Below are 22,265 nucleotides of genomic sequence, written 5' to 3'. Positions count from 1 at the left end.
GGTGCCTGCTTCACTGACCCGGCGTGGTGTTCGGCACGACGCCCCACCCTTCGCGGCGTGCGCGGGGGATAGCGGCGACGACAAGCATGACGCACACCGCCAGGCTTACCCCCCCCAGCCATCCCAGCGATATGCCGACGCCGCCTGCCGCCTTCATCGCGCCGATAGCCACGGGCGCGCTGATAAACTGCCCCAGAAAGAAGCCGCACATCCAGATGCCGGTACCGCGTCCGCGCAGTTCGAACGGCAGGCGTTGTAGCGCCATCGTCAGCAGCACGGGCAACACGAAGCCGCCGCCCAATTGATGGACCGACGCGGCGACGACGTCCATGGTCGGGCCGCCCGTACGGCCTAGGGCAATGAGCCCGACGCCCATCAATAGGAACGGCAGGCACACGATTGCATCGAGCCGCATGCGTAATGCCATGAGTCGGAACAAGACGGCGCCAACGGGAATCGCAATGCTTGCAATCGAAATGAGCGCACCGATGCTCGCCGGCGAGGTGACGCCGTGTCCCGCGAGCACCGCGCCCATCTGCACCGGAATGAGATAGAACAGCAGCGAACCGATCACCGTCAATACGCCGATGGAGAGCAGACTGCCCCACGGAAAGCGCTGGGTCTGCGGCGCGTCGCGCTCTCGCGGTGCAGGCTCCCAGGTCCACAGCAAAGTAGCGGCAAACAGCACGACGCTCAGTGCGTACATCGCGAACGGAATGCGCCAGTTATCACGGCCGAGCACGCCGCCCAGCATGATGAACACGACGCCCGAGACCGATGCGATAGCCGATTGCGCCGACAGCCATTTCACGCGCTCTGAGCCGGTGAAGTAATCGCCGAGCAAGGTGGTGCTGCACACCATGATGATTGCCTCGGCAATGCCGACGCCCACGCGGCTCACGAGTATCTGCGGCAACGTATTCAAATAGAGCGGCGCAGTGCCGCACAACACGTAGAACAACAACGCGATCAGATACGCGCGGCGACGTCCGATGCGATCCGCGGCTACGCCGATGATGGGCGCCAGCAATGCGACGCACAGCGACGGCACGGTGAGCGCCATCGGCACCAAAAAGTCGACACCGGGTGTCGCGGCAAAGTGCGCGTGCAAGCTCGGCAAAAGCGGCGCCATCACGACCGCGCCCATTACCGACATCGTGGATGCCACGCTCAGCACGAGCCCTTGAGCCGTGCCTGCCTGGCGGTCTACTCGTTGATTCATTCGCGTCTCCTGTCGGCCGATCGAGCGGCCTGTCTCCTGCTTGTCGCGCCGGCTCGCTGCTGGAACGCTCCGGCTTCGTGGGTCGGCGAGTCAATGCACAGGAGTCCATTCCGCACATTCACTTGCCTGTCGACGCGCGATTTCATGTTATCAGTATTTGATCGCGCATCTTCGCTGCGTGCCTTCGTCAGACGACCGCGAGCTGCTTGCGATCCTTGCCTACCAGCGTGAAGGGCAGATAGGAAATCCGCAGGTGCTGCTCGATCTGTACGTCATGGGCGCCTCCGGTTTGCGGCAGCGTGCCATCCACTTCGAGCCGCGCGATTTCGCCAAAGCCCCAGCGCGCGTCGAGCGCCGACCCCAGCTCAGCGACGGGAAAGCGCCCATCGGCGACAGTCAGCGTCATGTGCTCGCGCGCAACCGGTTCGCCGTCGATCGTCAGCGCAATCTGCTCGACCATCGAGAGTCCGAGCGCGCGGTAATACGGGAGCCGCACCCCGACGGAATAGCGCCTCGTCTCGCCGTTCTCGACGTGCTGGCGCAGGCTGTTTTCACAAATAATGTACTTGTCGAACATATCGTTTTGTCTCTGTGTTTGGTGTCGGTCATTCAGGCCGCGACGGGTGCGTACTGTTCGAGCAGGCGCTCAAACATGCTGTGCTGACGGCGCACCTGTTCGACACTGTCTACTTCGAATGCGTCTTGGATGTGCCGGTTTCCTTCGTATTCGCTCGACAGATAGCCCTGATAGCCACCGGCGACGAGCACAGGAATGATCTCGTCATAAGGGATGCTTGGCTCGATCTCGTCTGCCGTCATTTCGTAGAACTTCGCGTGAATGTGATGGATGCGCGGCATGAACTCGAGCAGACGCCGCGGACTCGACCAGATCGTGTGACGCACGGTTTCGGCCATGGCGAGTTCGACGGGCGTGCCGCCCATTCTGCGGACATCCTGCAGGAGATACTCGGAGAGTATGCGGTCGTCGTAAGCCGCGGAAATGAAATCGGCGAGGGACTCGCGGGCGCCCATTCGCACGAACCGGTCGCGCATGACACGCGGATAACGCTTCACGAATATCCCCATGTCGGGTAGAAAACCGATGTGCCGTGTACCAAGCTTTTCCATCGACTCCGCGTGGCGAATGATCCACGGATGATCGAAGTGTAGCGGCGAGTGCACTTCGAGGAGCATCTTCACGTCGTAGCGTTCGGCGGCGCTAACGCAGCGTGCAAGAATGTGCGGTGACACGCTGACGAGCACGCGAACATATCGGCAGCCGAGACGCTTTGCATGACACAAGTCTGCTTCGATGGATGCGACGCATTCATCGTCGGTCAACAGACGATCGGGATCACGCTTGGTGTCAAGAAACAGGTCATGGCAGACGGGCGTCGTACCGTACTTGTCCATCCACTCGGTCCATTGCGAGTAGAACGCATCAGACGCGCGCGGTGCGCGCGGAATCATCTGTTCGCTGACGATCTCGATTCCGTTCGCACCTATCTTTGCTGCTTCGGCAATGCAGCCCTCCAGGTCGAGCTTGCGCAGGAAAAACTCTTCTTGATAGCTGTAAAGGCTAATTCCGCGCTTGATCCGAGCGGGTTCTGACATACTGTCTCCGTCATTGTGGTGGGCTCATGACGGATTATTCGACTAGCGGCTAAGAAAGAAAAATAATCGATATTGCGGGTGGACTATTGATGTTTGTGATTCCTGGCAGCTGTTGCCCCATTTCTTCCGCCGCTTACGCCCAGGGGAGCGGCGGACGGCGACGTACACAGCCGTTGGCCTATGTTTGTTGACGGGGGCGTATGGATGCGAGGATGGCAAAGTCAGCGCGGCTGGGCATGTCCCAACGGCTTGTCAGAATGTGGACGGGAAAGGACGGGCACCCCCCAACATGGCTGATCGTTTCTTTTTTGGTCAGCCACCTTCTATGAGCAGGAATTTGTGAAAACCGCGTCGGTCATCGCTCCTCGGACGCGTATTCCATCGATCGGATAACGCGGCTGGCCAACCCTTTGCAGTTCGTCCTCGATCTTCCGTGCTTGCGTTGCGAGTCGGTTCTTACGTTGCGCACGCGACAGGGATTCGCATGGTCTTTTATGGAAGCTGCCAGGCTCCGAGGACATCAATCATGCGAGCGCATCTTGCAAGTTAGCGTCGTCCTCCATTCTTGGGGGCGTTGAAGTCTTTGCGCGCTGCCCACCGCCTTCCCGCCGATCATTCCTCGCCTTCTGCGCCGTGTTCGTCACTTCGCCACGCCTCTCGTTGATCTGCCTCTGGCGTTCTCGCGGCCCCCTCATCTGCTCTTCATGATCGCTCTCCGGTTTGCCTGTGGTATGCAGGCAAACGGAAAACGAAGAATGACGCGCCGTCACTTAGACTTTTGAGCAGTGGGATCTGAATATTAAGGGTTAGGTAACGCTGCGATCACCGCCTCGGTCATCGCTTTGGTACCTGCACGGCCACCATATTCCATCGGCCGGACTTCGCCATAGGCCAGCACCCGTTGCAGCGCCTGCTCGATGTTCCGTGCCCGCGTTGCGAGCGTTGGTTCGTCATGTCGCTGCGCGAGCCAGTCCAGCATCATCGCGCCAGACAGGAACATTGCGCCGGGATTCGCCTTGTCCTGACCCGCGATATCCGGAGCTGTGCCGTGTGCCGGTTGAAACAGTGCATGCGCGTCACCGATATCTGCAGACGGTGCCATTCCCATTCCACCGATGAGACCAGCAGCCAGGTCGGAGAGGATGTCACCGAACATGTTTTCAGTGACGAGAACGTCGAGGTTCCACGGCTTAGCGACCATTGTCAGTGCCAATGCGTCGACATATGCATGGTCAAATGACACGGACTCGAATTCGCGCGCGACGTCGTTGAACACGTTTCGGAAGAACGCCATGGACGTAAAAACGTTGGCCTTGTCTACGCACGTGACGCGAGCTTCGCCACGACGGGCTTTTCTTTGCTTTGCCAGTTCGAATGCGAAGCGGGTAACACGCTCGGTCCCGCGTCGAGTGATTTGCATGGTGTCATAGGCTTCACTATCGTCGATGACCTTGCCTCGACCACGAGCGTAGAACAGACCTTCTGTTTGCTCGCGGACCAGCACGAAGTCGATTGAACTCGCCTGCTCATTGGCCAAAACCTTAGGCAAGCCAGGGAACCATCGAATCGGACGCACACCGGCGAAGAGATCCAATTCCATGCGCAGGTCAAGCTGCGGGATCGGTTCGGTGCCGTCCGGGTACCGCACATTGGGCCAGCCCATTGCACCAAACAGCACGGCGTGGGCACTTCGTGCCGCGTCAAGCGTCCGAGCAGGAAGCGCCTCGCCCGTTTTTGCATAGTGTTGCGCGCCAGCGTCGTACGAAGTCATTTTTAGCAGCGGACCTTTGTCCAGCTTCTGAGCAGCTTCCAGAAGTGCAACGCATGCTTCCATGACTTCGACGCCGATACCGTCTCCGGGTAAAACAGCGATCTCGAACTTCGATGAATCGGTTTGTGACATAGCTATTCCCTTTGCGAGTTGATGTTGCACTGTATGGTGTGGGTTACAGCGCGCTGAGCCCCAGCCTTGTGAGAAGGCCTAACAGCTCCTCCCCCGCTCGTTCTCTATGAGAACGCTGCAGTTGGCCGGCCTCCGCAATGTCTCCATTGCATAGTGCGGTGACCAGCGCACTGTGTTCTTTTGTCGAGTTGATAGGCCGCGGCCTGATGCGTAGCGTGACCATCCGTGCGCGATGCGCTCGGTCCCAAAAATTCAGCACGACGGCCCTCAGCATTTCGTTGCCGCACAGATCGAGCAGATACGTGTGAAAGGCCTCGTCCGCGCGCGCCCAGGCGTCCAAATCATCGGCCTTCAATGCCTCGTCCATCGCTTCGGTTGCGCGCCTTAGAGGCTCCAGTTCCGCTGCGTTCAATCGTCGTGCTGCAGTGAGTTCGGCAGCCGTTGCCTCCAGCGAAGTAAGAATTTGGTAAATCTGCCGCATGTCGTCTGGAGATACCGGCAATACACGCATCCCGTGCCGCGGCGCGACTTTAATTAAGCCCTCTTGTTGCAAGCGCATTAAGGCCTCCCGCACGGGAGTGCGGCTCATGCCCAGCAGTTCCGAGATCTCCACTTCCGTCGCTTGGAACCCGACAGTCCAGGCGTTATCCAGAATCTTGCGCCTCATCGTTACATAGGCCGTCGCACTCATCTTGACGGCGCCGGTTTCCTTGTCGGTGGCGCCCGAGCGCAACGACGAACTGCTCTTGTCTTCGACCATTTGCTGGTTCCCATGGCAGTGAATATCCCTATTCGATAAGTTATCACATCCAACAATGTATACGTTAGGATATTCCAACCAAAGAGGAATTTTTACCCTAGGACAAACCCGATGCACCAGGAGACAGCTGTATGGAAACGAGCACGGTAGGCCAGGCCACACTCAAGCGGGTGACGACCATCCTGGTACCATTTTTAATGTTTTGTTATCTAATATCGTTTATCGATAGGGTGAACGTTGGGTTCGCTGCTTTTCAAATGAATCGCGATATCGGAATCAGCCCCTCGGTATTTGGGCTTGGCGGTGGACTGTTCTTTTTGAGCTATTTTCTTTTTGAGGTTCCCAGCAATCTGGCAATGCAGCGGTTCGGCGCGCGCAGATGGATCGCGCGAATCATGCTGAGCTGGGGCGTCATTTCTGGCCTTACAGCATTCGTGTCCGGTCCCTACTCCTTCTATACGATCCGTTTTCTACTGGGCGCGGCCGAAGCCGGCTTCTTTCCAGGTGTCATCCTCTATCTGACCCAGTGGTTTCCCGCAGCGCACCGTGGTCGAATCGTTAGCTTCTTCTATGTTGCCGTGCCTCTTTCTAGCTTTGTAGGGTCTCCAATCTCAGCGGCGTTACTGAACATGCAAGGCGTCGGCGGATTGCATGGCTGGCAATGGCTTTTCATCATCGAAGCAATCCCAGCCGTGCTCCTCGCACTGGTGACATATCTGTGGTTGCCCGATACGCCTAATGACGCCCGCTGGCTTGATGCTGACCAGAAGCGGTGGCTTAGCACCACTCTCGCTGATGAACGCGCGCAGCGCGAACGCGCGGCGCCGGTTCATGATGAACGTACTTGGCGCATCATGTTCCACCCACAAGTTTTATTGCTTTCGCTCGTTTATGCGGGGACGTCGGCGGCAAGCAACGGCCTGTCCCTGTGGCAGCCCCAGATCATCAAGAGCTTCGGACTTTCCAACACTCAAGCCGGCTGGGTAAATGCAGTACCCTTCGCCATCGCGTCTGTCGCAATGATTTACTGGGGAATGCGTTCAGACAGAAAGCGAGAACGTGTATGGAGCACTGCATTGCCGCTCGCGCTGTCGGCTATTGCGCTTGCGGCCTGCACGATGACGACGCAACTTCTGCCCGCTCTGAGTTGTCTTATCTTGACATTAGTTGGCACCTACGCGTTCAAGGGACCGTTCTGGGCACTATCAAGCGAGCGCCTTGGTCCCCGCGCTGCCGCTGCCGGTCTTGCGCAGATCAACGCAGTTGGCAATCTCGCCGGCTTCGCGGGTACGTATCTCATCGGCGTAATTCGTGAAACGACGGGCAGCTTCGCCATGGCGCTTACGCCTGTGCTGGCGCTTCAAATCATCGGTATATGTTTGCTCGTCGCGTCGAACAGGCGTACGGTTGCCACGCGCCACGCGTAGCGTTTCTGTTTTAGAGTGACGGCACGGGGCGCACTTCGCGCCCTCCGTCCGCTCTTGCAGTCGCATCATGCCAAACTATTTCCAATACGATTTACAGTCGCTGCGTCTTTTCATCGTCGTTGCAGAAGTTGGCAGCCTGACGAAAGCAGCCGACCGCACAAACATGACTCTCTCAGCGGTCAGCAAGCGGATTTCCGAGCTTGAGAGCAGCACCGGGTGCCAGCTACTCCTGCGGCAGCCACGCGGCGTCGATTTAACGGCTGCTGGGAAGGGACTTCTAGCGCATGCCCGGCAGGTTATCGAACGAGTGAATCGGATGGCCACCGAAATGAGCGATTACGCCGTCGGTGTCCGTGGCCACGTCCGCATGTGGGCAAATACCTCAGCCATCGTCCAGTTCCTTCCCCGCGATGTGCGCGAGTTCCTCTCCCAAAATCCCAGCGTCAAGATTTCGCTGGAAGAACGTCTCAGCGGGGAAATCGTGGCGGCGATCGCAAACGGCGATGCCGATCTCGGCGTCTTTGCCGACAATGTTGCCGCGCCCGGCATCGAAAAAGCCGAGTATCACCGGGACAAGCTTGTTCTGCTCGTGCCGGACGGTCATCCCCTCGCCTCGATCGAAAAGATCTCATTCGTCGACACGCTAGATTTTGAGTTTGTTGGGCTTAATGAAGGCAGCTCCTTGCTTGCACGACTTCTTGAAGCTGCTTTTAGCGCCGAACGCACGCTGAAAGTTCGCATCCAGGTGAGCAGCTTTGATGGCATTTGCCGGATGATTGAGCAGGGCCTCGGGATTGGCGTATTGCCGGACGCAGCGGTGCGTAACGAGATCTTGGCGGCCGGTCTACGACGAGTGCATCTCACTGACCGGTGGGCTGACCGCACCTTATGGGTTGGCACGCGCTCGCGAAACGTCCTGTCGCCCGAAGCCGCACGGTTATTCGACTTCATGTCTGGAACAACGCACGCGCAATAGGGTTTTCCCTACACTTTCTCACAGGGAAAGGGTCGTTGAAAATTCATTGATTATCAGCGAGCGTGGTTTGTCGCAAAGTGAGACATCGAGAAAATGATGCCTCACAGGAGACAACCATGTCGAAGCCACTTCAGGGTATTCGCGTCCTCGAAATGGGTCAGCTCATTGCCGGACCGTTCGCTGGAAAGATGCTCGCTGAGTTCGGTGCCCAGGTCACCAAAATTGAACCTCCCGTAACAGGCGATCCGTTACGTAAGTGGCGCCTGCTTCACGAGGGGACATCAGTGTGGTGGGCAGCGCAGTCACGCAATAAAGAATCGGTGACGCTCGATCTTCGTTCGCCGGAAGGTCAGGAGGTCGTTCGCAAACTCGTTGCCACCAGCGATGTGCTGATTGAGAACTTTCGGCCGGGAACTCTCGAAGGCTGGGGCCTAGGATGGGACGAGTTGCACGCGCTGAATCCCGGTCTGATCATGCTACGCGTCTCGGGCTATGGGCAGACAGGACCCTACCGCGATCGTCCAGGCTTTGGCGTTGTTGCCGAAGCGATGGGCGGGTTGCGTCACCTGAGTGGCGAGCCGGGCCGCACTCCAGTGCGAGTGGGCATTTCAATCGGCGACTCGCTTTCCGCCCTGCATGGTGTCATCGGAATTTTGCTCGCGCTTCGACATCGCGACCAGAACGGCGGAAACGGCCAAATGATCGACGTCGCTCTCTACGAGTCGGTCTTCAACATGATGGAGAGCCTCCTGCCGGAATACTCGACATTCGGCACTGTGCGTCAGCCGGCCGGTAGCAGCTTGCCGGGTATTGCACCCTCCAACGCCTATCGTTGCTCCGATGGCAAATATGCACTGATCGCCGGCAATGGTGACAGCATCTTCCGCAGGCTGATGGACTTGATTGGACGCCGCGATCTTGGTGAGGATCCCGCCCTCGCGCAGAATGACGGCCGCGTGAGAAGCGTCGAGCGCATTGACGCGGCGATTGCTGAATGGACATCCACTCAGCCGCTCGAAGACGTACTCGCGGCCCTCAACGAGGCACGAATTCCCGCCGGCAAGATTTACGACGTTGCCGATATCGCCGCGGATCCGCATTACCGTGCACGCGGCATGATCATTGACACGCAATTGCGAGACGGCACGCCGGTGCAAGTGCCGGGCGTCGTGCCGAAGCTCAGCGCAACGCCTGGCACAGTCGATACCTTGGCGCCGACGCTTGGTGAGCACACAGATCAGGTTCTCGAACGTATCGGCATCGACAACGACACCCGCGACACATGGCGTGCGCGCGGCATCATTTGAAGGAGCGTGCTATGAGTAGCAACAAGCGTATCTATATCCAAGAGGTCGCGACCCGCGACGGCTTCCAGAATGAAGCGCAGTTCGTTGACACCGATGCAAAGATCGCTTTGATCGACCGCCTGAGCGCATGCGGGTTTGCAAAGATCGAGGTCACATCGTTCACGTCTCCAAAAGCCATTCCCGCGTTGCGTGACGCCGAAGCGGTGATGCATGGCATCACCAAACACGATGGCATTGTCTACACCGTGCTCGTGCCTAACGTGAGAGGTGCCGAACGCGCGTTGTCTTGCGGCGTCAATGAGGTGAACCTCGTGATGTCTGTGAGTGAAAGTCACAATCGCACGAACTTGCGCATGAGCCGAGAGCAATCGTTCTCGCAATTGCGCGATGTAATCAGCGTCGTCAAGCAAACCAATGTAGCAATCAACGTCTCCCTGTCCACGGCAATGGGATGTCCGATGGAAGGCAACATCGCGCAAGAGGTCGTCCTTGACTGGATGCAGCGTTTTGCTGATCTCGGCATCCATGGCGTTACGCTTTGTGATACCACAGGCATGGCGTTTCCCTCGCAAGTAGCCGCGTTGTCCACGGCGGCGGCAAAGCGTTTCCCCATGTTGGAACTCACGCTGCATTTTCACAACACGCGCGGTATGGCGTTGGCCAATACGCTCGCAGCGCTCGAGGCAGGCATCGACCGATTTGACGCCTCCCTTGGCGGCCTAGGCGGTTGCCCGTACGCGCCTGGCGCGACTGGCAATGTTTGCACCGAAGAGTTGGTGCATATGCTGGAACTCGATGGCTATGACACACGCGTCGACCTGCCTGCGCTGCTCTCGGCGTCTGCGTTGCTCCCGGGCCTTATCGGCCATGACGTGCCGAGCCAACTGCTGAAAGCCGGTCGGAGACTCGATCTTCACGCCATTCCTTGCGCTTCAAGTGACGGCGGCCTTCCGGAACAACGAGCGTTTGCTGAGAGAGCTTGAGATGCCGCTCATCGACCACATCGATCACGTCGTGATGACTTGTGTCGACCTACCGGCCACGATTCGCTTCTACGGTGAAGTGATGCAATTGCAGATCGAATCGTTTGGCGAAGGACGGACGGCGCTCCGCTTCGGCAATCAAAAGATCAATTTGCACCAGCGAGGCGCTGAGTTCGAACCAAAGGCACATCTGCCGGTTCCCGGAGCGCTTGACCTTTGCTTCATCGCTGCAGTTCCGCTTCAAGATGTTATTTCGCATCTTCAACAGTGCAATTGGCCAATTTTGGAAGGGCCCGTTGAACGTACCGGCGCCACGCAAAAGATACGTTCTGTCTATGTTCGCGATCCGGATTTGAATCTTATCGAAATCTCTGAACCGCTCGAGTGAATCGATGGAACATTACCCCCTTCCCCGTGACTTCCAAGTAACGCCCAACGAGCTGAAAGTTGTAGCGCGCGGCCTGACGCGCCCCGAATGCGTCCTCGCTCTCGACGACGGCACTTTACTCGCGGCGCACGGCGCAGGCGGCTATTCGGTTATTTCGTCTGAGGGAACCGTGTCGCATCGCTTGGCTGAATCCGAAGCCGAGTCTGGTCGCAGCTATGTTCCCAATGGAATCGCTCTTGCAGGCGATGGCCGAGTCCTCTTCGCAGATCTCGGCAAAGCGTACGGGGGCCTCTTTTCTATAGACACCCGCGGCCGAATCGGATCCGTGCTCGATGCAGTAGATGGCGTGCCCCTCCCGCCGAGCAACTTCCTGACCGTCGACGAATTCGGCGTTCTCTGGTTTACCGTCAGCACCCGAAAAGTTCCGCGAAGTGAAGCGTGGAACCACGAGATTAGCGACGGCTTCATTGGCGTAATCGATGCTGCTGGGGCACGCATCGTCGCAGATGGCCTCGGTTACACGAACGAAGTAGCGATCTCCCCAGATCGAAAATGGCTCTATGTCAACGAGACCTACGCTCAGCGCGTGAGCCGCTTCCCGCTTCTCGGAACCCCGGTCGCTCCGGATCTGGGGGCCCGCGAAATTGTTGCGAGCCTTGGCGGGGCAGATCTTCCTGACGGGCTTGCATTTGATGCGCACGGTGGTCTGTGGGTGACCTGCATAGCGAGCAACCGCGTGCTGCTTGTGCGCCCCGATGGCGAAGTGCAAACAATCCTCGCCGACACCGATCAGGACCATGCTGAGTTAGTCGCTCGTCGCGTCCGAGAGGGGACGCTACAGCACGCGGACATGCAGACGGCCGGACGGTCCCGTCTCGGTAACGTATCCAGCATTGCGTTCGGTGGGCCTTCGATGTGCACAGCTTATCTAGGCTGCCTGCTCGATGACTGCATCCGTTCATTCGAAAGCCCAATTGCCGGCCTGGAATTGCCACACCGAAAGCGCCGGATCGCCTAAAAGAATTTAATTTCTCATCGAAAAAGCCAAAGAGCAGAGTCGATCCCTTATTGATGTTTGCAGGAGACAGAGATGACGGAAATTGAATCGCGAACGATGCGCAAGATTCTGCGCCGCTTCGCTCCCCTTCTTACTATTTGCTTCGTAGTGGCCTTTCTGGACCGCGTAAATGTCGGGTTCGCCGCCCTCACGATGAATCGGGATCTTGGACTTTCCGCTTCTGCTTTCGGCCTCGCAGCAGGCTTATTTTTCGTCAGTTATTTCATTTTTGAAGTCCCATCGAACATCTTACTTGAGCGGGTCGGAGCGCGGCGATGGATCGCGCGCATCATGTTCACCTGGGGACTGTGTTCGGCAGCAACTGCTTTTGTCCAAGGCGAGTGGTCCTTCTACGCTGTCCGTGTACTGCTAGGCGCGGCCGAAGCCGGTTTTTTCCCAGGAGTAGTGTTCTTCCTCACTTTGTGGGTCCCCGCGTCCTACCGTGCGCGCGTCATCGGCGGTTTCATGGCAGCGATGCCGCTCGCAAGCGTAATCGGCTCGCCACTTTCCGGCTATCTGATGAGCCTTCACGGATGGCTCGGTCTTGCTGGCTGGCAGATCATGTTCCTCCTCGAAGCGGTGCCCTCGCTCATACTCGCTTTCGTCGTACTGCGAGTTCTGCGCGACTCACCGAAAGACGCGGAATGGCTTGACGAGAGCGAACGCGCTTGGCTCGAATCAACGCTTGCCGCCGAACGCAAAGATCGCACGGCAGTGGTGGAGCATGGGGTGTTCAATTTATTGAAAAGTCCGATTATCCTTTTCACCGCTTTGGCCTACTTCGGTGTGACAGGATTCAACTATGGGCTGAGCTTTTTCTTACCTCAGATCGTCCGTGCCTTCGACCTCACCATTCAGCAGGTGGGATTTGTCAGCGCACTCCCCTTTATCGCTGGCGCTGTCGGGATGATCATCGTCGGCCGTCATTCAGACCGGACTAACGAGCGACGTTTGCATCTTCTGCTGCCTCTAGCCTTGGCCATCATCGGACTGACTGGGTCGACGCTCGTTGCAGCCCCCGCCGCAAAGCTGGCCTTATTGTGCATTGCAGCCTTCGGCGTCTTCTCCGCATTGCCCGTTTTCTGGGTTGTCGCCCCGCGTCTCCTTGGCCCTGCCACGGCGGCGGCTGGCATTGCACTGATTAATTCGCTAGGCAACCTCTCTGGCTTTGTAAACCCCTACGCCGTTGGTTTGATAAAAGATGCCACTGGGAGTTTCAACGGCGGCCTTCAATTGATTGCTGCATTTGGAACACTCGCTTTAGTAATTCTGCTTTTTGTAACAACCCGCATTGCAAGAGGTGGGACGGGCGACAATTCTACGATATCGCCTGCTTCCTATAAAACCGAAAGCTAAAACAACTCAAGCATAAGATTGCCCAATGCGCGTTGTGGCACGACGCTATGATCCGCCGATCACGATGGGGCATTCGGTGCAGTAGTCAAATAACGTTGAATCCGTCGCTGACGCAAGCGTTTCAGCGCGGATCAATTCATCTGTTGCCAACAAGACGTGGGCCACGAGCTCATAGTCTTGATTAGCATCCGAAGTGGCGAGCGGAGCATAAGCCGACCCACACTTACTTGAGCATTAATGAAGGAGACAATTATGTCCATTTCTACTCCAGTGTCGTCTGCCCCCGATCCTGTAATACAGCCGCGCAAGCGCTGGTATCGTCACCTCTACGTGCAGGTCTTAATTGCGGTAGTCATCGGCATCCTACTGGGACATTTCTATCCGTCGGTCGGCACAGCGATGAAGCCGCTCGGAGACAACTTCCTCAAACTGATCAAACTGATGGTCGCGCCGCTCATCTTTTGCACGGTGGTGCATGGCATCGCGAGCATGAGTGACATCAAGGCCGTTGGTCGCGTGGGCGTGAAAGCATTGATCTATTTTGAGGTAATGACGACCCTGGCGCTTGCAATTGGTTTGGTCGCAGTCAACTTGCTGAAGCCTGGTACGGGGATGCATGTTGACCCGAGCACGCTTGATGTCTCTTCCATTGCGGCCTACACCAAAGCTGCCCACGATCAGACGGTCACGGGATTTCTCTCGCATATTATCCCATCGACAGTGTTCGGCGCGTTTGCAGAGGGCGACATCCTCCAGGTCCTGTTCATTTCGATCATCTTTGCGTTCGGCTTGCAGATGCTCGGCGAGCGCGGAAAGCCACTTCTTTCGGTGATCGATGCGGGCGCGAATACGTTCTTCAACATGGTGCGGATCGTGATGTACGTGTCACCGATTGGCGCTTTCGGGGCGATTGCATTTACGATCGGCAAGTACGGTGTCGTTTCGCTCGCTTCGTATGGCCAACTCCTCTTTACCTATTACACCACTGGCGTGTTTTTCGTAATCGTTGTATTGGGCCTTGTCTGTCGGCTTGCTGGGTTCAGCCTGTTCTCCTTTCTGAGGTATATACGGGAGGAATTGCTGATCGTTCTGGGAACCTCCTCGTCTGAGTCCGCGCTGCCCCGCTTGATGGCGAAGCTCGAGCGGCTTGGATGCGAAAAGTCTGTCGTCGGACTGGTTGTCCCGGCAGGGTACTCGTTCAATTTGGACGGGAGCTGCATCAATATGACGGTCCTTGCGATCTTTATCGCGCAGGCTACCGACAGCGCTTTGAGCCTTGGACATCAAATTACCCTCTTGGTCGTTCTGCTTCTTACTTCGAAGGGCGCTGCAAGCGTTAGCGGGGGCGCTTTTATTGTGCTCGCAGCTACTTTAAGTTCCGTGCCTGGCATCCCCGTCGCAGGTCTGGTTCTCGTCCTTGGCGTGTATCGATTCATTTCTGAGGGAGGGGCGATCATCAACGTCATTGGTAACGGGATCGCGACGATCGTGGTTGCGAAGTGGGAAAAAGCACTCGACAAAGATGTCTTTCGCGCGCAGTTGGCGCAAGGACCGGGCGACGACTAAGTCGCCGCGTGTCCGAGTCGAGCCGTGGCACAAACCGCACGGACTTTTGAACCTCTGCGGCACCGCAGCCCCCACAACTTTCCGTTCACATAGCCTGTCAAGCCGCGAAGTGGACCACTTCGTGCATTTCGCGGCGGTGTGCATACCTGAACGGAATCGAACTTGGAATGAACATGCATTCTGAATCAGCTTTACTTAAAGTAGTGTTCCTTGACCGCTCGACTATCCCAGCCTCGACTAATCTTAAGGAACTACCCTTCGCTCACGTCTTAGAGGTTTTCGACTCCACGACTCCGGATCAGTTATTGGACCGCATTCGCGACGCGGATATCGTCATTACGAACAAAGTGAGATTGAGCGCCGAGGCGCTCACACATGCGAAAAAATTGAGGCTGGTCGCGATAGCCGCGACCGGGTCCGACAATGTGGATCTTGCGACGTGCAATGAACTCGGAATAACAGTATGCAACGTGCGAGAGTATGCGGGCCATACCGTTCCGGAACATACCTTTGCCTTGATCTTCGCACTTCGTCGAAGTTTGGTCGCATACCGAAGAGCTGTGCAAGCGGGTCGCTGGCAGGAGTCTGGGCAGTTCTGCTTTTTTGATTACCCGATCAAGGATTTGGCTGGGTCCACGCTCGGCATCATTGGGGATGGGGTCCTAGGAAAGGCGACTGCCGCCATTGGAAGATCGCTTGGACTAAATGTCCTGTTCGCAGCTTTCAAGGGTCGAAATGACATGGGAATGCTCTACACCCCCTTCGAGAGGGTCCTTGAGGAGTCTGACATCATCACGCTCCACTGTCCACTCAACAGCGAGACACGCGACCTTATCAGCGATGCAGAATTCGCGACGATGAAGCGCAAACCACTGTTGATTAACACAGCGCGGGGCGGTCTGGTCAACGAAGGCGCCTTGGTCAGAGCACTCAAATCCAACACGATCTCGGGAGCAGGGTTCGACGTGGTTACCGAAGAGCCGCTTCCAGTTAGCAATCCGCTGCACGAAGTACTTGATCACCCCAGCTTTATCCTAACTCCTCACGTCGCGTGGGCAAGTGAGGAGGCTATTCAAACCTTGGCAGATCAACTAATGGATAACATTGCGGCTTTCGTACGCGGAGTGCCTGCCAATATCGTAAATAAGCCGCGCCTTCAGGCACTGGAGAACCTGCGAGCGAGTAGCGATCTGTGAACGTCCGCTTCGACCACTTCCGGTTTGTTGCTTGCCTCCAAATGAAACCTCCCAAAGGATTGAACTATGACATCCAAAGAGTCTGATCGAACGATCGTGGGCTTTGTGGGTCTCGGCCAAATGGGTAAGCCGATGGCCCTGCGCCTTCTCAGCGCGGATACCGAATTGCGCGCGACTTCAAAAGTTGAAGATGCCTATGCTGATCTACGGGCTGCAGGTGCGACAACTGTTGATTCGCTCGACGGTCTCGCAGAGGCCAAGATCGTCTTCCTGAGCCTGCCTGGCACTGCAGCCGTCCTCGATGTGCTTTTCAGTAATGGAGGGCTTGCGAGTCAGCTGCGACCCGGCTCGATTGTCGTGGATACCAGCACGATGGAGCATGGCGCGACTCTGGATATCCATTCCCGCCTAGCGTCCGCAGGCATATTCTTTCTCGATGCCCCCGTTTCTGGCATGCAATCGCGCGCCGAAGACGGTTCATTGACCATTATGTGTGGCGGCTCGCCTGAGGTTTTCGAAACTGTAAGGCCGTGGCTTGCGCGCATGGGCAATAACATCCTTTACATGGGGGAAGCGGGCAGTGGCCAGCTGACAAAACTGGTCAATCAGTTGCTCTTCGATATCAACTGTGCGGCGCTTGCGGAAATCCTCCCAATGTCGCGACGTATGGGACTTGATCCGGAAAAAATCGCGTCGGTCATCAACAGCGGTACGGGACGAAGTTATGCATCAGAGTTCTTTCTGCCTCGTATCTTGAACCGCCACTTCAGCGATGGCTACCCGCTCCAAGCGGCGTACAAAGACCTTGTCAGCGCGGCGGAATTGGGTGCACGTCATTGCATCCCAATGCCCGTGCTTGCGGCAGCCACATCAACCTACCAGATGAGCCTTCTGGCAGGCAACGGAGCCAGCGACAAGGGTTCAATGACTCGACTTTTTGAAGACATGCTGGGCGTGCAGTTCAGTGCCGCAGCTTCTCACTTGGAGAAATAAGATGGCTGAGACACTTGGCCTCGACAATGGCCTGACCAACTACGGCGACCGCGACTTTGCTCGTTACCTGCGACGCTCGATGGCGCACTCGATGGGCATTTCGTCAGAACTTCTTTCGCGCCCCGTGATCGGCATTGCTGCGTCGCCCAGCGACTTCAACAACTGCCATCGCTACATGCCTCAACTCGTAGAAGCTGTTTCACGGGGTGTACTTGCGGCGGGCGGTCTACCTCGTATGTTCCCTACCGTATCGCTGGGCGAGGTGTTTCTCAACCCGACCAGCATGGTGTACCGTAATCTGATGTCGATGGACGTCGAAGAGATGGTGCGAGCGCAGCCTATGGATGCGGTTGTGCTGATCGGCGGATGCGACAAGACCGTTCCCGCTCAACTTATGGGCGCCGCCTCGGCCAACCGTCCTGCAATCCAACTGGTTACCGGCCCAATGTCAACGGGCCGTCACAAGGGAGAGCGACTGGGCGCGTGTACAGATTGTCGCCGCTTCTGGGGTAAGTTTCGCGCCGGTGAGATTGATTCGACCGAGATCCAGATCGTAGAAACGCGTCTCGCCACTACCGCCGGTACCTGCGCGGTCATGGGCACAGCAAGTACGATGGCGTGCATCGCTGAGGCTTTGGGTATGTCCCTGCCGGGAACTGCAGCGATACCTGCAGTCGATTCCCAACGTTTGGTTGCTGCCGAAGAGAGCGGTAAGGCCGCAGTCCGCCTTGCGCGTTCGCCCATCCTGCCGTCGCAGGTTATCACTGAACAATCGGTTGAAAACGCCTTCCGCGTGCTGATGGCGTTGGGCGGCTCGACTAACGCCATTATTCACCTTACGGCGGTGGCTGGCCGACTGGGTATTCGTATCAGCCCGCAACGTCTGAACGATATTTCGGACGAAACTCCGGTTCTGGTCGACCTCAAACCTGTCGGCGAGGGCTACATGGAAGATTTTCACGCAGCCGGAGGTATGGGGGCGGTGCTGCGAGAGCTGCGTCCATTGTTGAATCTCGACTGCTTGACAATTGACGGCCGGACTCTTAGAGAACGGCTGAATGAGCGCGCTGGATGGGTTGACCGGAAAATCATCCGCCCCTTCACGGATCCTGTGAGCAATGTAGGTGGGCTTATCTCACTACACGGTAGCCTTGCACCTGAGGGCGCAATCTTCAAACGCGCAGCTGCGACTCCCGCTCTTTTCGAGAAGGAAGGCAGGGCTGTAGTGTTCGAAGGCCTCGAAGATTTGTCAGCGCGAGTGGATTCGCCTGACCTCGACGTCACCGCGGATGACATCTTGGTATTGAAGAATGCTGGGCCCCTGGCTGCTGGAATGCCAGAAGCCGGCTACCTGCCTATCCCGTCGAAGCTTGCCAAGGCTGGCGTCAAAGACATGGTGCGCATCTCAGATGCACGCATGAGCGGTACGGCCTACGGAACAATTGTTTTGCACGTCTCTCCTGAAGCGGCAGCCGGAGGCCCATTAGAAGCCGTTCGCAACGGTGATCGGATTCGACTCTCAGTGTCAAAAAAGACGATCGATTTGCTCGTCGATCCGGCGGAGGTCGCGCGGCGCCTGGAAGAGCGTAAGCCGCTCCCGAAAAAGCGCGGCGGGTATCAGGAACTCTATCAACGCACGGTCACGCAAGCGCCAGAGGGCTGTGATCTCGACTTCCTCGCCCAGGCTCGTAGCTGACTTTCTCGTCTTCAAAGGAACAAAAAGTCATGAACTTCTACTCTCAATTGCTCGCACGCGCTGAGCAGGGCAACCCGATTCGTGTAGGTCTCATCGGTGCAGGAAAATTCGGCTCGATGTACCTAGCACAAGTTCCACGAACACCGGGCGTACACATGGTCGGCATAGCGGATTTATCGCCAACAAACGCCCATGCGGCCTTGACGCGCGTCGGCTGGGAGGCGGATCGTGCGCAAGCATCGTCGCTCGACGACGCGGTCCGCTCCGGAACGACCCACGTCGGTGACGACTGGCAAGCTCTGGTGGCTCATCCTGGCGTCGATATCATTATCGAGTGCACGGGCAATCCCATTGCCGCAGTCGACCACTGCTTAGCCGCGTTCAAACAAGGCAAGCATGTTATCAACGTGACCGTTGAGGCAGATGCCTTCTGCGGGCCCTTGCTAGCCCACCGTGCACGCGAGGCTGGTGTCGTGTACTCGCTTGCCTACGGTGACCAGCCCGGTTTGGCCTGCGAGCTGGTCGATTGGGCGAAGACGTGTGGTTTCCCGATTATTGCAGCAGGGCGCGGCCACAAATGGCTTCCGAAATTCCGCGAATCGACGCCCGATACGGTATGGGACCACTGGGGCGTTACAGCAGAGCAAGCTCGCATCGGTGGGATGAACCCGAAGATGTTCAATGCTTTTCTCGATGGTTCGAAACCGGCTATCGAAAGCACTGCTATTGCAAATGCCACCGGTCTCCAGGTGCAGGCTGAAGGCATTACTTTCGCGCCTGCTTCAGTCGAGCAGATACCTACGGTAATGCGCCTTAAGTCCGAGGGCGGTGTATTGTCCGCTAAGGGCGTGGTGGATGTAGTGTCCTCATTAAACACCGACGGTACCTCCGTGGGATACGATATCCGCAAGGGCGTGTGGGTTTGTGTCGAAGCACCCAACGACTACATCCAGCGGTGCTTCAAGGAATACCAGGTGTTCACTGATCCCGACGGCCGCTGTATGGTGCAGTACAAGAAATGGCACTTGATTGGGCTTGAACTCGGCATATCCGTGGCCAGCGTGGGTTTGCGTCGAGAGCCCACTGGTGTAGGTCAGTATTTCAATGCAGACGTCGTTGCCACGGCAAAACGAGATCTAAAGGTTGGCGAACTGCTTGACGGTGAAGGGGGCTACACAGTCTTTGGCAAACTCTTTCCAGCCAAAGAGTCGCTTCGGGTCGGAAGCTTGCCTCTTGGTCTCGCACACGGGCTGAAGCTGCGTCGAGACGTGGCCAAGGACCAGTCTTTGACATGGGACGATGTCGTCATCGACGCTGAACAACCGGCATATCGCGTGCGCAAGGAGATGGAAGAACTCTTTCAGAAATAAATATCGCACAGTATAAGCGCCGGAATGTTGAGCGACATTCCGGACGCGTCATCCATCTGCGTTCGTTTTGATCGACCCCTGGCAGCAACAAAGACGTTGCGCGGTAGGTCCGTAGAAAGACGAACGCGATCCTACGCTTGATGCTTTTGCCAACGGAACTGTGAATTGGAGCCACCCCAATAAGTCAACCGTGGCCCTTTGCCTCATGCTGGAATACCGGAACGTCTACCAGCGAGCGCCGAAGGTCGCGCATAGTTCCTTGATTGCGACATCGGACAAGGGCTCTGCGCGCGGCGACGTCGACAGATAAAGGCGGGCCGTCTCTTCCAACTCCTCCAACGCATACGATGCGTGCGACACCGATTTCTCCCACACCACCGGGCCAAGTCGCTCCAGCAACACCGCACGCACGCTCGACGCCAATGCCGCCACTTCCTCCGCCACCGCCGCATCGCCCGGTCGGCGATACGCAATCAACGGAACATGTCCAACCTTCATCACGTAGTACGGCGTGATCGGCGGCAAGACATCGTCGTTTTTCCAGACGCCCGCGAGCGTCAGCGCGACCAGATGCGTCGAATGCGTATGCACCACGCCACGCGCTTCAGCATTGCTCTCGTAGATACGGCGATGTAGCGCCAGCGTCTTCGACGGCCGTCCGCCCCACACATGATTGCCCTCGAGATCCACCTTCGCGATGTCGTTCGGATCGAGGCGGCCAAGGCACGCGTCGGTCGGGGTGATCAGCCAGCCGTCTTCCAGGCGCGCGCTGATGTTGCCCGCGCTGCCCACCGTATAGCGACGCTCGTAGAGGCTCTTGCCGGTCAGGCAGATCTCTTCGCGAATGGAATTTTCGGTCGATGCCATCACAGTGCCTTCAGCGCCTTCTCGAAGAAATCGGTCGCGCCGAAATTGCCGGACTTGAGCGCGAGACCCAGCGCTTCGCCCGCATTCGCACCGATCGATTGCGTCGCCGGCACGCCTGGATCGATCTGCGGTCCGATGCGCAAGGAACGCACGTCGAGCGCCTGCACGACCGCGCCCGACGTCTCGCCGCCCGCGACCACGAACCTCGTGTAGCCGTCGTCGCGCAACGCGCGCGCGATGGAGGCGAGCGCGTCCTCGACCAGATGCCCCGCCTTTTCGACGCCCAGTTCCTTCTGCACCGCCTTCACTTCATCGGGCGATGATGTCGCGTAGATGAGCACCGGCTCGTCGTGTTCGCGCGCAAATTCGACGGCGCTCTGCACCACCGGCTCGCCGCACGAAAGCGCCATCGGATCGATCCGGAAGCTCGGCTTCGATTCACGCCAGTGCGCGACCTGCGCGTTCGTCGCCTTCGATGCGCTGCCCGCCAGGACGACCGACTTGCCCTCCAGTTTCGGCAGATCGGCGGCGTGTTCCGCATGCGCGAGCAAATTCGCCGCGCGGAAGTTCTGCGGCAGTCCCAGCGCGATGCCCGAGCCGCCCGTGATCAGCGCGAGATCGCGGCACGCATCGCCGAGCACGTGGAGATCGGCGTCGGACACGGCGTCGGCGATCGCGAGGCGCACGCCGTCTTTCTGCAACTCGCCGATACGCGCGCGGATCGCGTCGGCGCCTTTTGCGATCGTGTCGTAACGGATCAGGCCCACTTTCGATTTCGTCTGGCGCTGCAACACGCGCACGAGGTTCGGATCGGTCATCGGCGTGAGCGGATGATTCTCCATGCCCGATTCGTTCAGCAGCACGTCGCCGACGAACAGGTTGCCGCGAAAGATCGTGCGGCCGTTCTCGGGGAATGCGGGGCAGGCGATCGTGAAATCGTCCTTCAGCGCGTCCAGCAGCGCATCCGCGACCGGGCCGATGTTGCCCTCGTCGGTCGAATCGAAGGTCGAGCAATACTTGAAGAAGAACTGGCGGCAGCCCTGCGCGCGCAGCCATGCGAGCGCGTCGAGCGACTGGCGCACGGCGTCATCGGCGGAAATGGTGCGCGACTTCAGCGCGACGACGAGCGCGTCCGCCTCGATGCGCGCGTCCGCCGCCGGCACGCCGATGGTCTGTACCGTACGCATGCCGCCGCGCACGAGCATGTTGGCGAGATCGGTCGCGCCGGTAAAGTCGTCAGCGATACAGCCCAAAAATGCGACGTTGCTCTTCTCCATTCGCTCATCCATTTTGAAAGTTGCTTAACCGCGAGAGCGTACTTTAACCGTCGACAGACAGCGCCCTAGCCTTGATGCATCGGGCTGCCCGAGCGGTTCGTTGCCTCGAAACGCCGTTACGAAACCGACAGAGCGCTGAGGCTCGCGAACGGTGGGGGTGGGCGTCGAAGAAACTTCTTTTTCTAGAACAATCTTGCCAATAAATGATGTGCCTCAGGCACATCCTTCAGGGAGTTATGGTCGAAACTGGTGTTCGGGGCGAGGCGGGGATTTGGAGGCGGTGGAGGTTTAGCTGAGAATGTTGCTT

The 22,265-nt window shown here is 57.7% G+C and carries 19 protein-coding genes; 12 read left to right on the top strand and 7 right to left on the bottom strand.

Annotated elements, in window-relative coordinates; all coding sequences use genetic code 11:
- Window positions 1-10: 10 nt before the first annotated feature.
- The 5 genes from AWB82_RS08225 to AWB82_RS08205 all read right to left on the bottom strand — a co-directional run bounded on the left by AWB82_RS08225 (window position 11) and on the right by AWB82_RS08205 (window position 5,499).
- Entirely contained in the window at window positions 11-1,222 is a 1,212-nt protein-coding gene (locus AWB82_RS08225; protein ID WP_086966666.1) for an MFS transporter, read from the bottom strand.
- A 187-nt stretch (window positions 1,223-1,409) separates the two neighbouring features.
- On the bottom strand, window positions 1,410-1,799 hold the full coding sequence (locus tag AWB82_RS08220; protein WP_086966665.1) for a C-glycoside deglycosidase beta subunit domain-containing protein: 390 nt from the start codon (window positions 1,797-1,799) through the stop codon (window positions 1,410-1,412).
- A 32-nt stretch (window positions 1,800-1,831) separates the two neighbouring features.
- On the bottom strand, window positions 1,832-2,836 hold the full coding sequence (locus tag AWB82_RS08215) for a sugar phosphate isomerase/epimerase family protein (protein WP_086966664.1): 1,005 nt from the start codon (window positions 2,834-2,836) through the stop codon (window positions 1,832-1,834).
- A 799-nt stretch (window positions 2,837-3,635) separates the two neighbouring features.
- Complete coding sequence (locus AWB82_RS08210) at window positions 3,636-4,739, bottom strand: isocitrate/isopropylmalate dehydrogenase family protein (RefSeq protein ID WP_086966663.1); 1,104 nt, start codon at window positions 4,737-4,739, stop codon at window positions 3,636-3,638.
- 43 nt (window positions 4,740-4,782) lie between these two features.
- Complete coding sequence (locus AWB82_RS08205) at window positions 4,783-5,499, bottom strand: GntR family transcriptional regulator (RefSeq protein WP_086966662.1); 717 nt, start codon at window positions 5,497-5,499, stop codon at window positions 4,783-4,785.
- Window positions 5,500-5,630: 131 nt separating this feature from the next.
- Between AWB82_RS08205 and AWB82_RS08200 the strand changes: the two genes are divergently transcribed.
- The 12 genes from AWB82_RS08200 (at window position 5,631) to AWB82_RS08145 (ending at window position 19,814) form a co-directional block, all read left to right on the top strand.
- Window positions 5,631-6,926, top strand: a complete 1,296-nt coding sequence (locus AWB82_RS08200; protein ID WP_086966661.1) for an MFS transporter — start codon at window positions 5,631-5,633, stop codon at window positions 6,924-6,926.
- 67 nt (window positions 6,927-6,993) lie between these two features.
- Entirely contained in the window at window positions 6,994-7,902 is a 909-nt protein-coding gene (locus AWB82_RS08195; protein WP_086966660.1) for a LysR substrate-binding domain-containing protein, read from the top strand.
- A 116-nt stretch (window positions 7,903-8,018) separates the two neighbouring features.
- Complete coding sequence (locus tag AWB82_RS08190) at window positions 8,019-9,209, top strand: CaiB/BaiF CoA transferase family protein (protein ID WP_086966659.1); 1,191 nt, start codon at window positions 8,019-8,021, stop codon at window positions 9,207-9,209.
- An 11-nt stretch (window positions 9,210-9,220) separates the two neighbouring features.
- Window positions 9,221-10,192 (top strand): hydroxymethylglutaryl-CoA lyase, encoded by a 972-nt coding sequence (locus AWB82_RS08185; protein ID WP_086966658.1) that lies wholly within the window; start codon window positions 9,221-9,223, stop codon window positions 10,190-10,192.
- 1 nt (window position 10,193) lies between these two features.
- Window positions 10,194-10,580 (top strand): VOC family protein, encoded by a 387-nt coding sequence (locus tag AWB82_RS08180; RefSeq protein WP_086966657.1) that lies wholly within the window; start codon window positions 10,194-10,196, stop codon window positions 10,578-10,580.
- A 4-nt stretch (window positions 10,581-10,584) separates the two neighbouring features.
- Complete coding sequence (locus AWB82_RS08175) at window positions 10,585-11,598, top strand: SMP-30/gluconolactonase/LRE family protein (RefSeq protein WP_086966656.1); 1,014 nt, start codon at window positions 10,585-10,587, stop codon at window positions 11,596-11,598.
- A 72-nt stretch (window positions 11,599-11,670) separates the two neighbouring features.
- Window positions 11,671-12,993, top strand: a complete 1,323-nt coding sequence (locus tag AWB82_RS08170; RefSeq protein ID WP_086966655.1) for an MFS transporter — start codon at window positions 11,671-11,673, stop codon at window positions 12,991-12,993.
- A 252-nt stretch (window positions 12,994-13,245) separates the two neighbouring features.
- Window positions 13,246-14,559: a dicarboxylate/amino acid:cation symporter gene (locus AWB82_RS08165; protein WP_086966654.1), complete on the top strand. Its 1,314-nt coding sequence runs from the start codon at window positions 13,246-13,248 to the stop codon at window positions 14,557-14,559.
- 173 nt (window positions 14,560-14,732) lie between these two features.
- Window positions 14,733-15,755 (top strand): D-2-hydroxyacid dehydrogenase, encoded by a 1,023-nt coding sequence (locus AWB82_RS08160; protein ID WP_086966777.1) that lies wholly within the window; start codon window positions 14,733-14,735, stop codon window positions 15,753-15,755.
- Window positions 15,756-15,821: 66 nt separating this feature from the next.
- Entirely contained in the window at window positions 15,822-16,748 is a 927-nt protein-coding gene (locus AWB82_RS08155; RefSeq protein ID WP_086966653.1) for an NAD(P)-dependent oxidoreductase, read from the top strand.
- Window position 16,749: 1 nt separating this feature from the next.
- Window positions 16,750-18,444: an IlvD/Edd family dehydratase gene (locus AWB82_RS08150; protein ID WP_086966652.1), complete on the top strand. Its 1,695-nt coding sequence runs from the start codon at window positions 16,750-16,752 to the stop codon at window positions 18,442-18,444.
- Window positions 18,445-18,473: 29 nt separating this feature from the next.
- On the top strand, window positions 18,474-19,814 hold the full coding sequence (locus AWB82_RS08145; RefSeq protein ID WP_086966651.1) for an NAD(P)H-dependent oxidoreductase: 1,341 nt from the start codon (window positions 18,474-18,476) through the stop codon (window positions 19,812-19,814).
- Between the two features lie 225 nt (window positions 19,815-20,039).
- Here AWB82_RS08145 and otnC read toward each other — a convergent pair whose 3' ends face one another.
- Together otnC and otnK are read right to left on the bottom strand one after the other, a co-directional pair.
- On the bottom strand, window positions 20,040-20,681 hold the full coding sequence (otnC, locus tag AWB82_RS08140; RefSeq protein ID WP_086966650.1) for a 3-oxo-tetronate 4-phosphate decarboxylase: 642 nt from the start codon (window positions 20,679-20,681) through the stop codon (window positions 20,040-20,042).
- Complete coding sequence (gene otnK / locus AWB82_RS08135) at window positions 20,681-21,958, bottom strand: 3-oxo-tetronate kinase (protein ID WP_086966649.1); 1,278 nt, start codon at window positions 21,956-21,958, stop codon at window positions 20,681-20,683. The genes otnC and otnK overlap by 1 nt, the downstream gene beginning before the upstream one ends.
- Window positions 21,959-22,265 lie beyond the last annotated feature (307 nt).

Origin of the sequence: Caballeronia glebae (assembly GCF_001545035.1) — a bacterium.
Lineage (GTDB): Bacteria > Pseudomonadota > Gammaproteobacteria > Burkholderiales > Burkholderiaceae > Caballeronia > Caballeronia glebae.
The sequence above is the reverse complement of the archived record's forward strand: the minus strand, read 5'-3'. Positions and strand labels throughout refer to the sequence as shown.

Excerpts from the sequence above, each read along its gene's own strand:
- AWB82_RS08165 (WP_086966654.1), top strand. The coding sequence starts at position 13,246 with ATGTCCATTTCTACTCCAGTGTCGTCTGCCCCCGATCCTGTAATACAG.
- otnC (WP_086966650.1), bottom strand. The coding sequence starts at position 20,681 with ATGGCATCGACCGAAAATTCCATTCGCGAAGAGATCTGCCTGACCGGC.
- AWB82_RS08175 (WP_086966656.1), top strand. The coding sequence starts at position 10,585 with ATGGAACATTACCCCCTTCCCCGTGACTTCCAAGTAACGCCCAACGAG.
- AWB82_RS08195 (WP_086966660.1), top strand. The coding sequence starts at position 6,994 with ATGCCAAACTATTTCCAATACGATTTACAGTCGCTGCGTCTTTTCATC.
- AWB82_RS08160 (WP_086966777.1), top strand. The coding sequence starts at position 14,733 with ATGCATTCTGAATCAGCTTTACTTAAAGTAGTGTTCCTTGACCGCTCG.
- AWB82_RS08210 (WP_086966663.1), bottom strand. The coding sequence starts at position 4,739 with ATGTCACAAACCGATTCATCGAAGTTCGAGATCGCTGTTTTACCCGGA.
- otnK (WP_086966649.1), bottom strand. The coding sequence starts at position 21,958 with ATGGAGAAGAGCAACGTCGCATTTTTGGGCTGTATCGCTGACGACTTT.
- AWB82_RS08220 (WP_086966665.1), bottom strand. The coding sequence starts at position 1,799 with ATGTTCGACAAGTACATTATTTGTGAAAACAGCCTGCGCCAGCACGTC.
- AWB82_RS08225 (WP_086966666.1), bottom strand. The coding sequence starts at position 1,222 with ATGAATCAACGAGTAGACCGCCAGGCAGGCACGGCTCAAGGGCTCGTG.
- AWB82_RS08155 (WP_086966653.1), top strand. The coding sequence starts at position 15,822 with ATGACATCCAAAGAGTCTGATCGAACGATCGTGGGCTTTGTGGGTCTC.
- AWB82_RS08145 (WP_086966651.1), top strand. The coding sequence starts at position 18,474 with ATGAACTTCTACTCTCAATTGCTCGCACGCGCTGAGCAGGGCAACCCG.
- AWB82_RS08215 (WP_086966664.1), bottom strand. The coding sequence starts at position 2,836 with ATGTCAGAACCCGCTCGGATCAAGCGCGGAATTAGCCTTTACAGCTAT.
- AWB82_RS08200 (WP_086966661.1), top strand. The coding sequence starts at position 5,631 with ATGGAAACGAGCACGGTAGGCCAGGCCACACTCAAGCGGGTGACGACC.
- AWB82_RS08205 (WP_086966662.1), bottom strand. The coding sequence starts at position 5,499 with ATGGTCGAAGACAAGAGCAGTTCGTCGTTGCGCTCGGGCGCCACCGAC.
- AWB82_RS08150 (WP_086966652.1), top strand. The coding sequence starts at position 16,750 with ATGGCTGAGACACTTGGCCTCGACAATGGCCTGACCAACTACGGCGAC.
- AWB82_RS08190 (WP_086966659.1), top strand. The coding sequence starts at position 8,019 with ATGTCGAAGCCACTTCAGGGTATTCGCGTCCTCGAAATGGGTCAGCTC.
- AWB82_RS08170 (WP_086966655.1), top strand. The coding sequence starts at position 11,671 with ATGACGGAAATTGAATCGCGAACGATGCGCAAGATTCTGCGCCGCTTC.
- AWB82_RS08180 (WP_086966657.1), top strand. The coding sequence starts at position 10,194 with ATGCCGCTCATCGACCACATCGATCACGTCGTGATGACTTGTGTCGAC.
- AWB82_RS08185 (WP_086966658.1), top strand. The coding sequence starts at position 9,221 with ATGAGTAGCAACAAGCGTATCTATATCCAAGAGGTCGCGACCCGCGAC.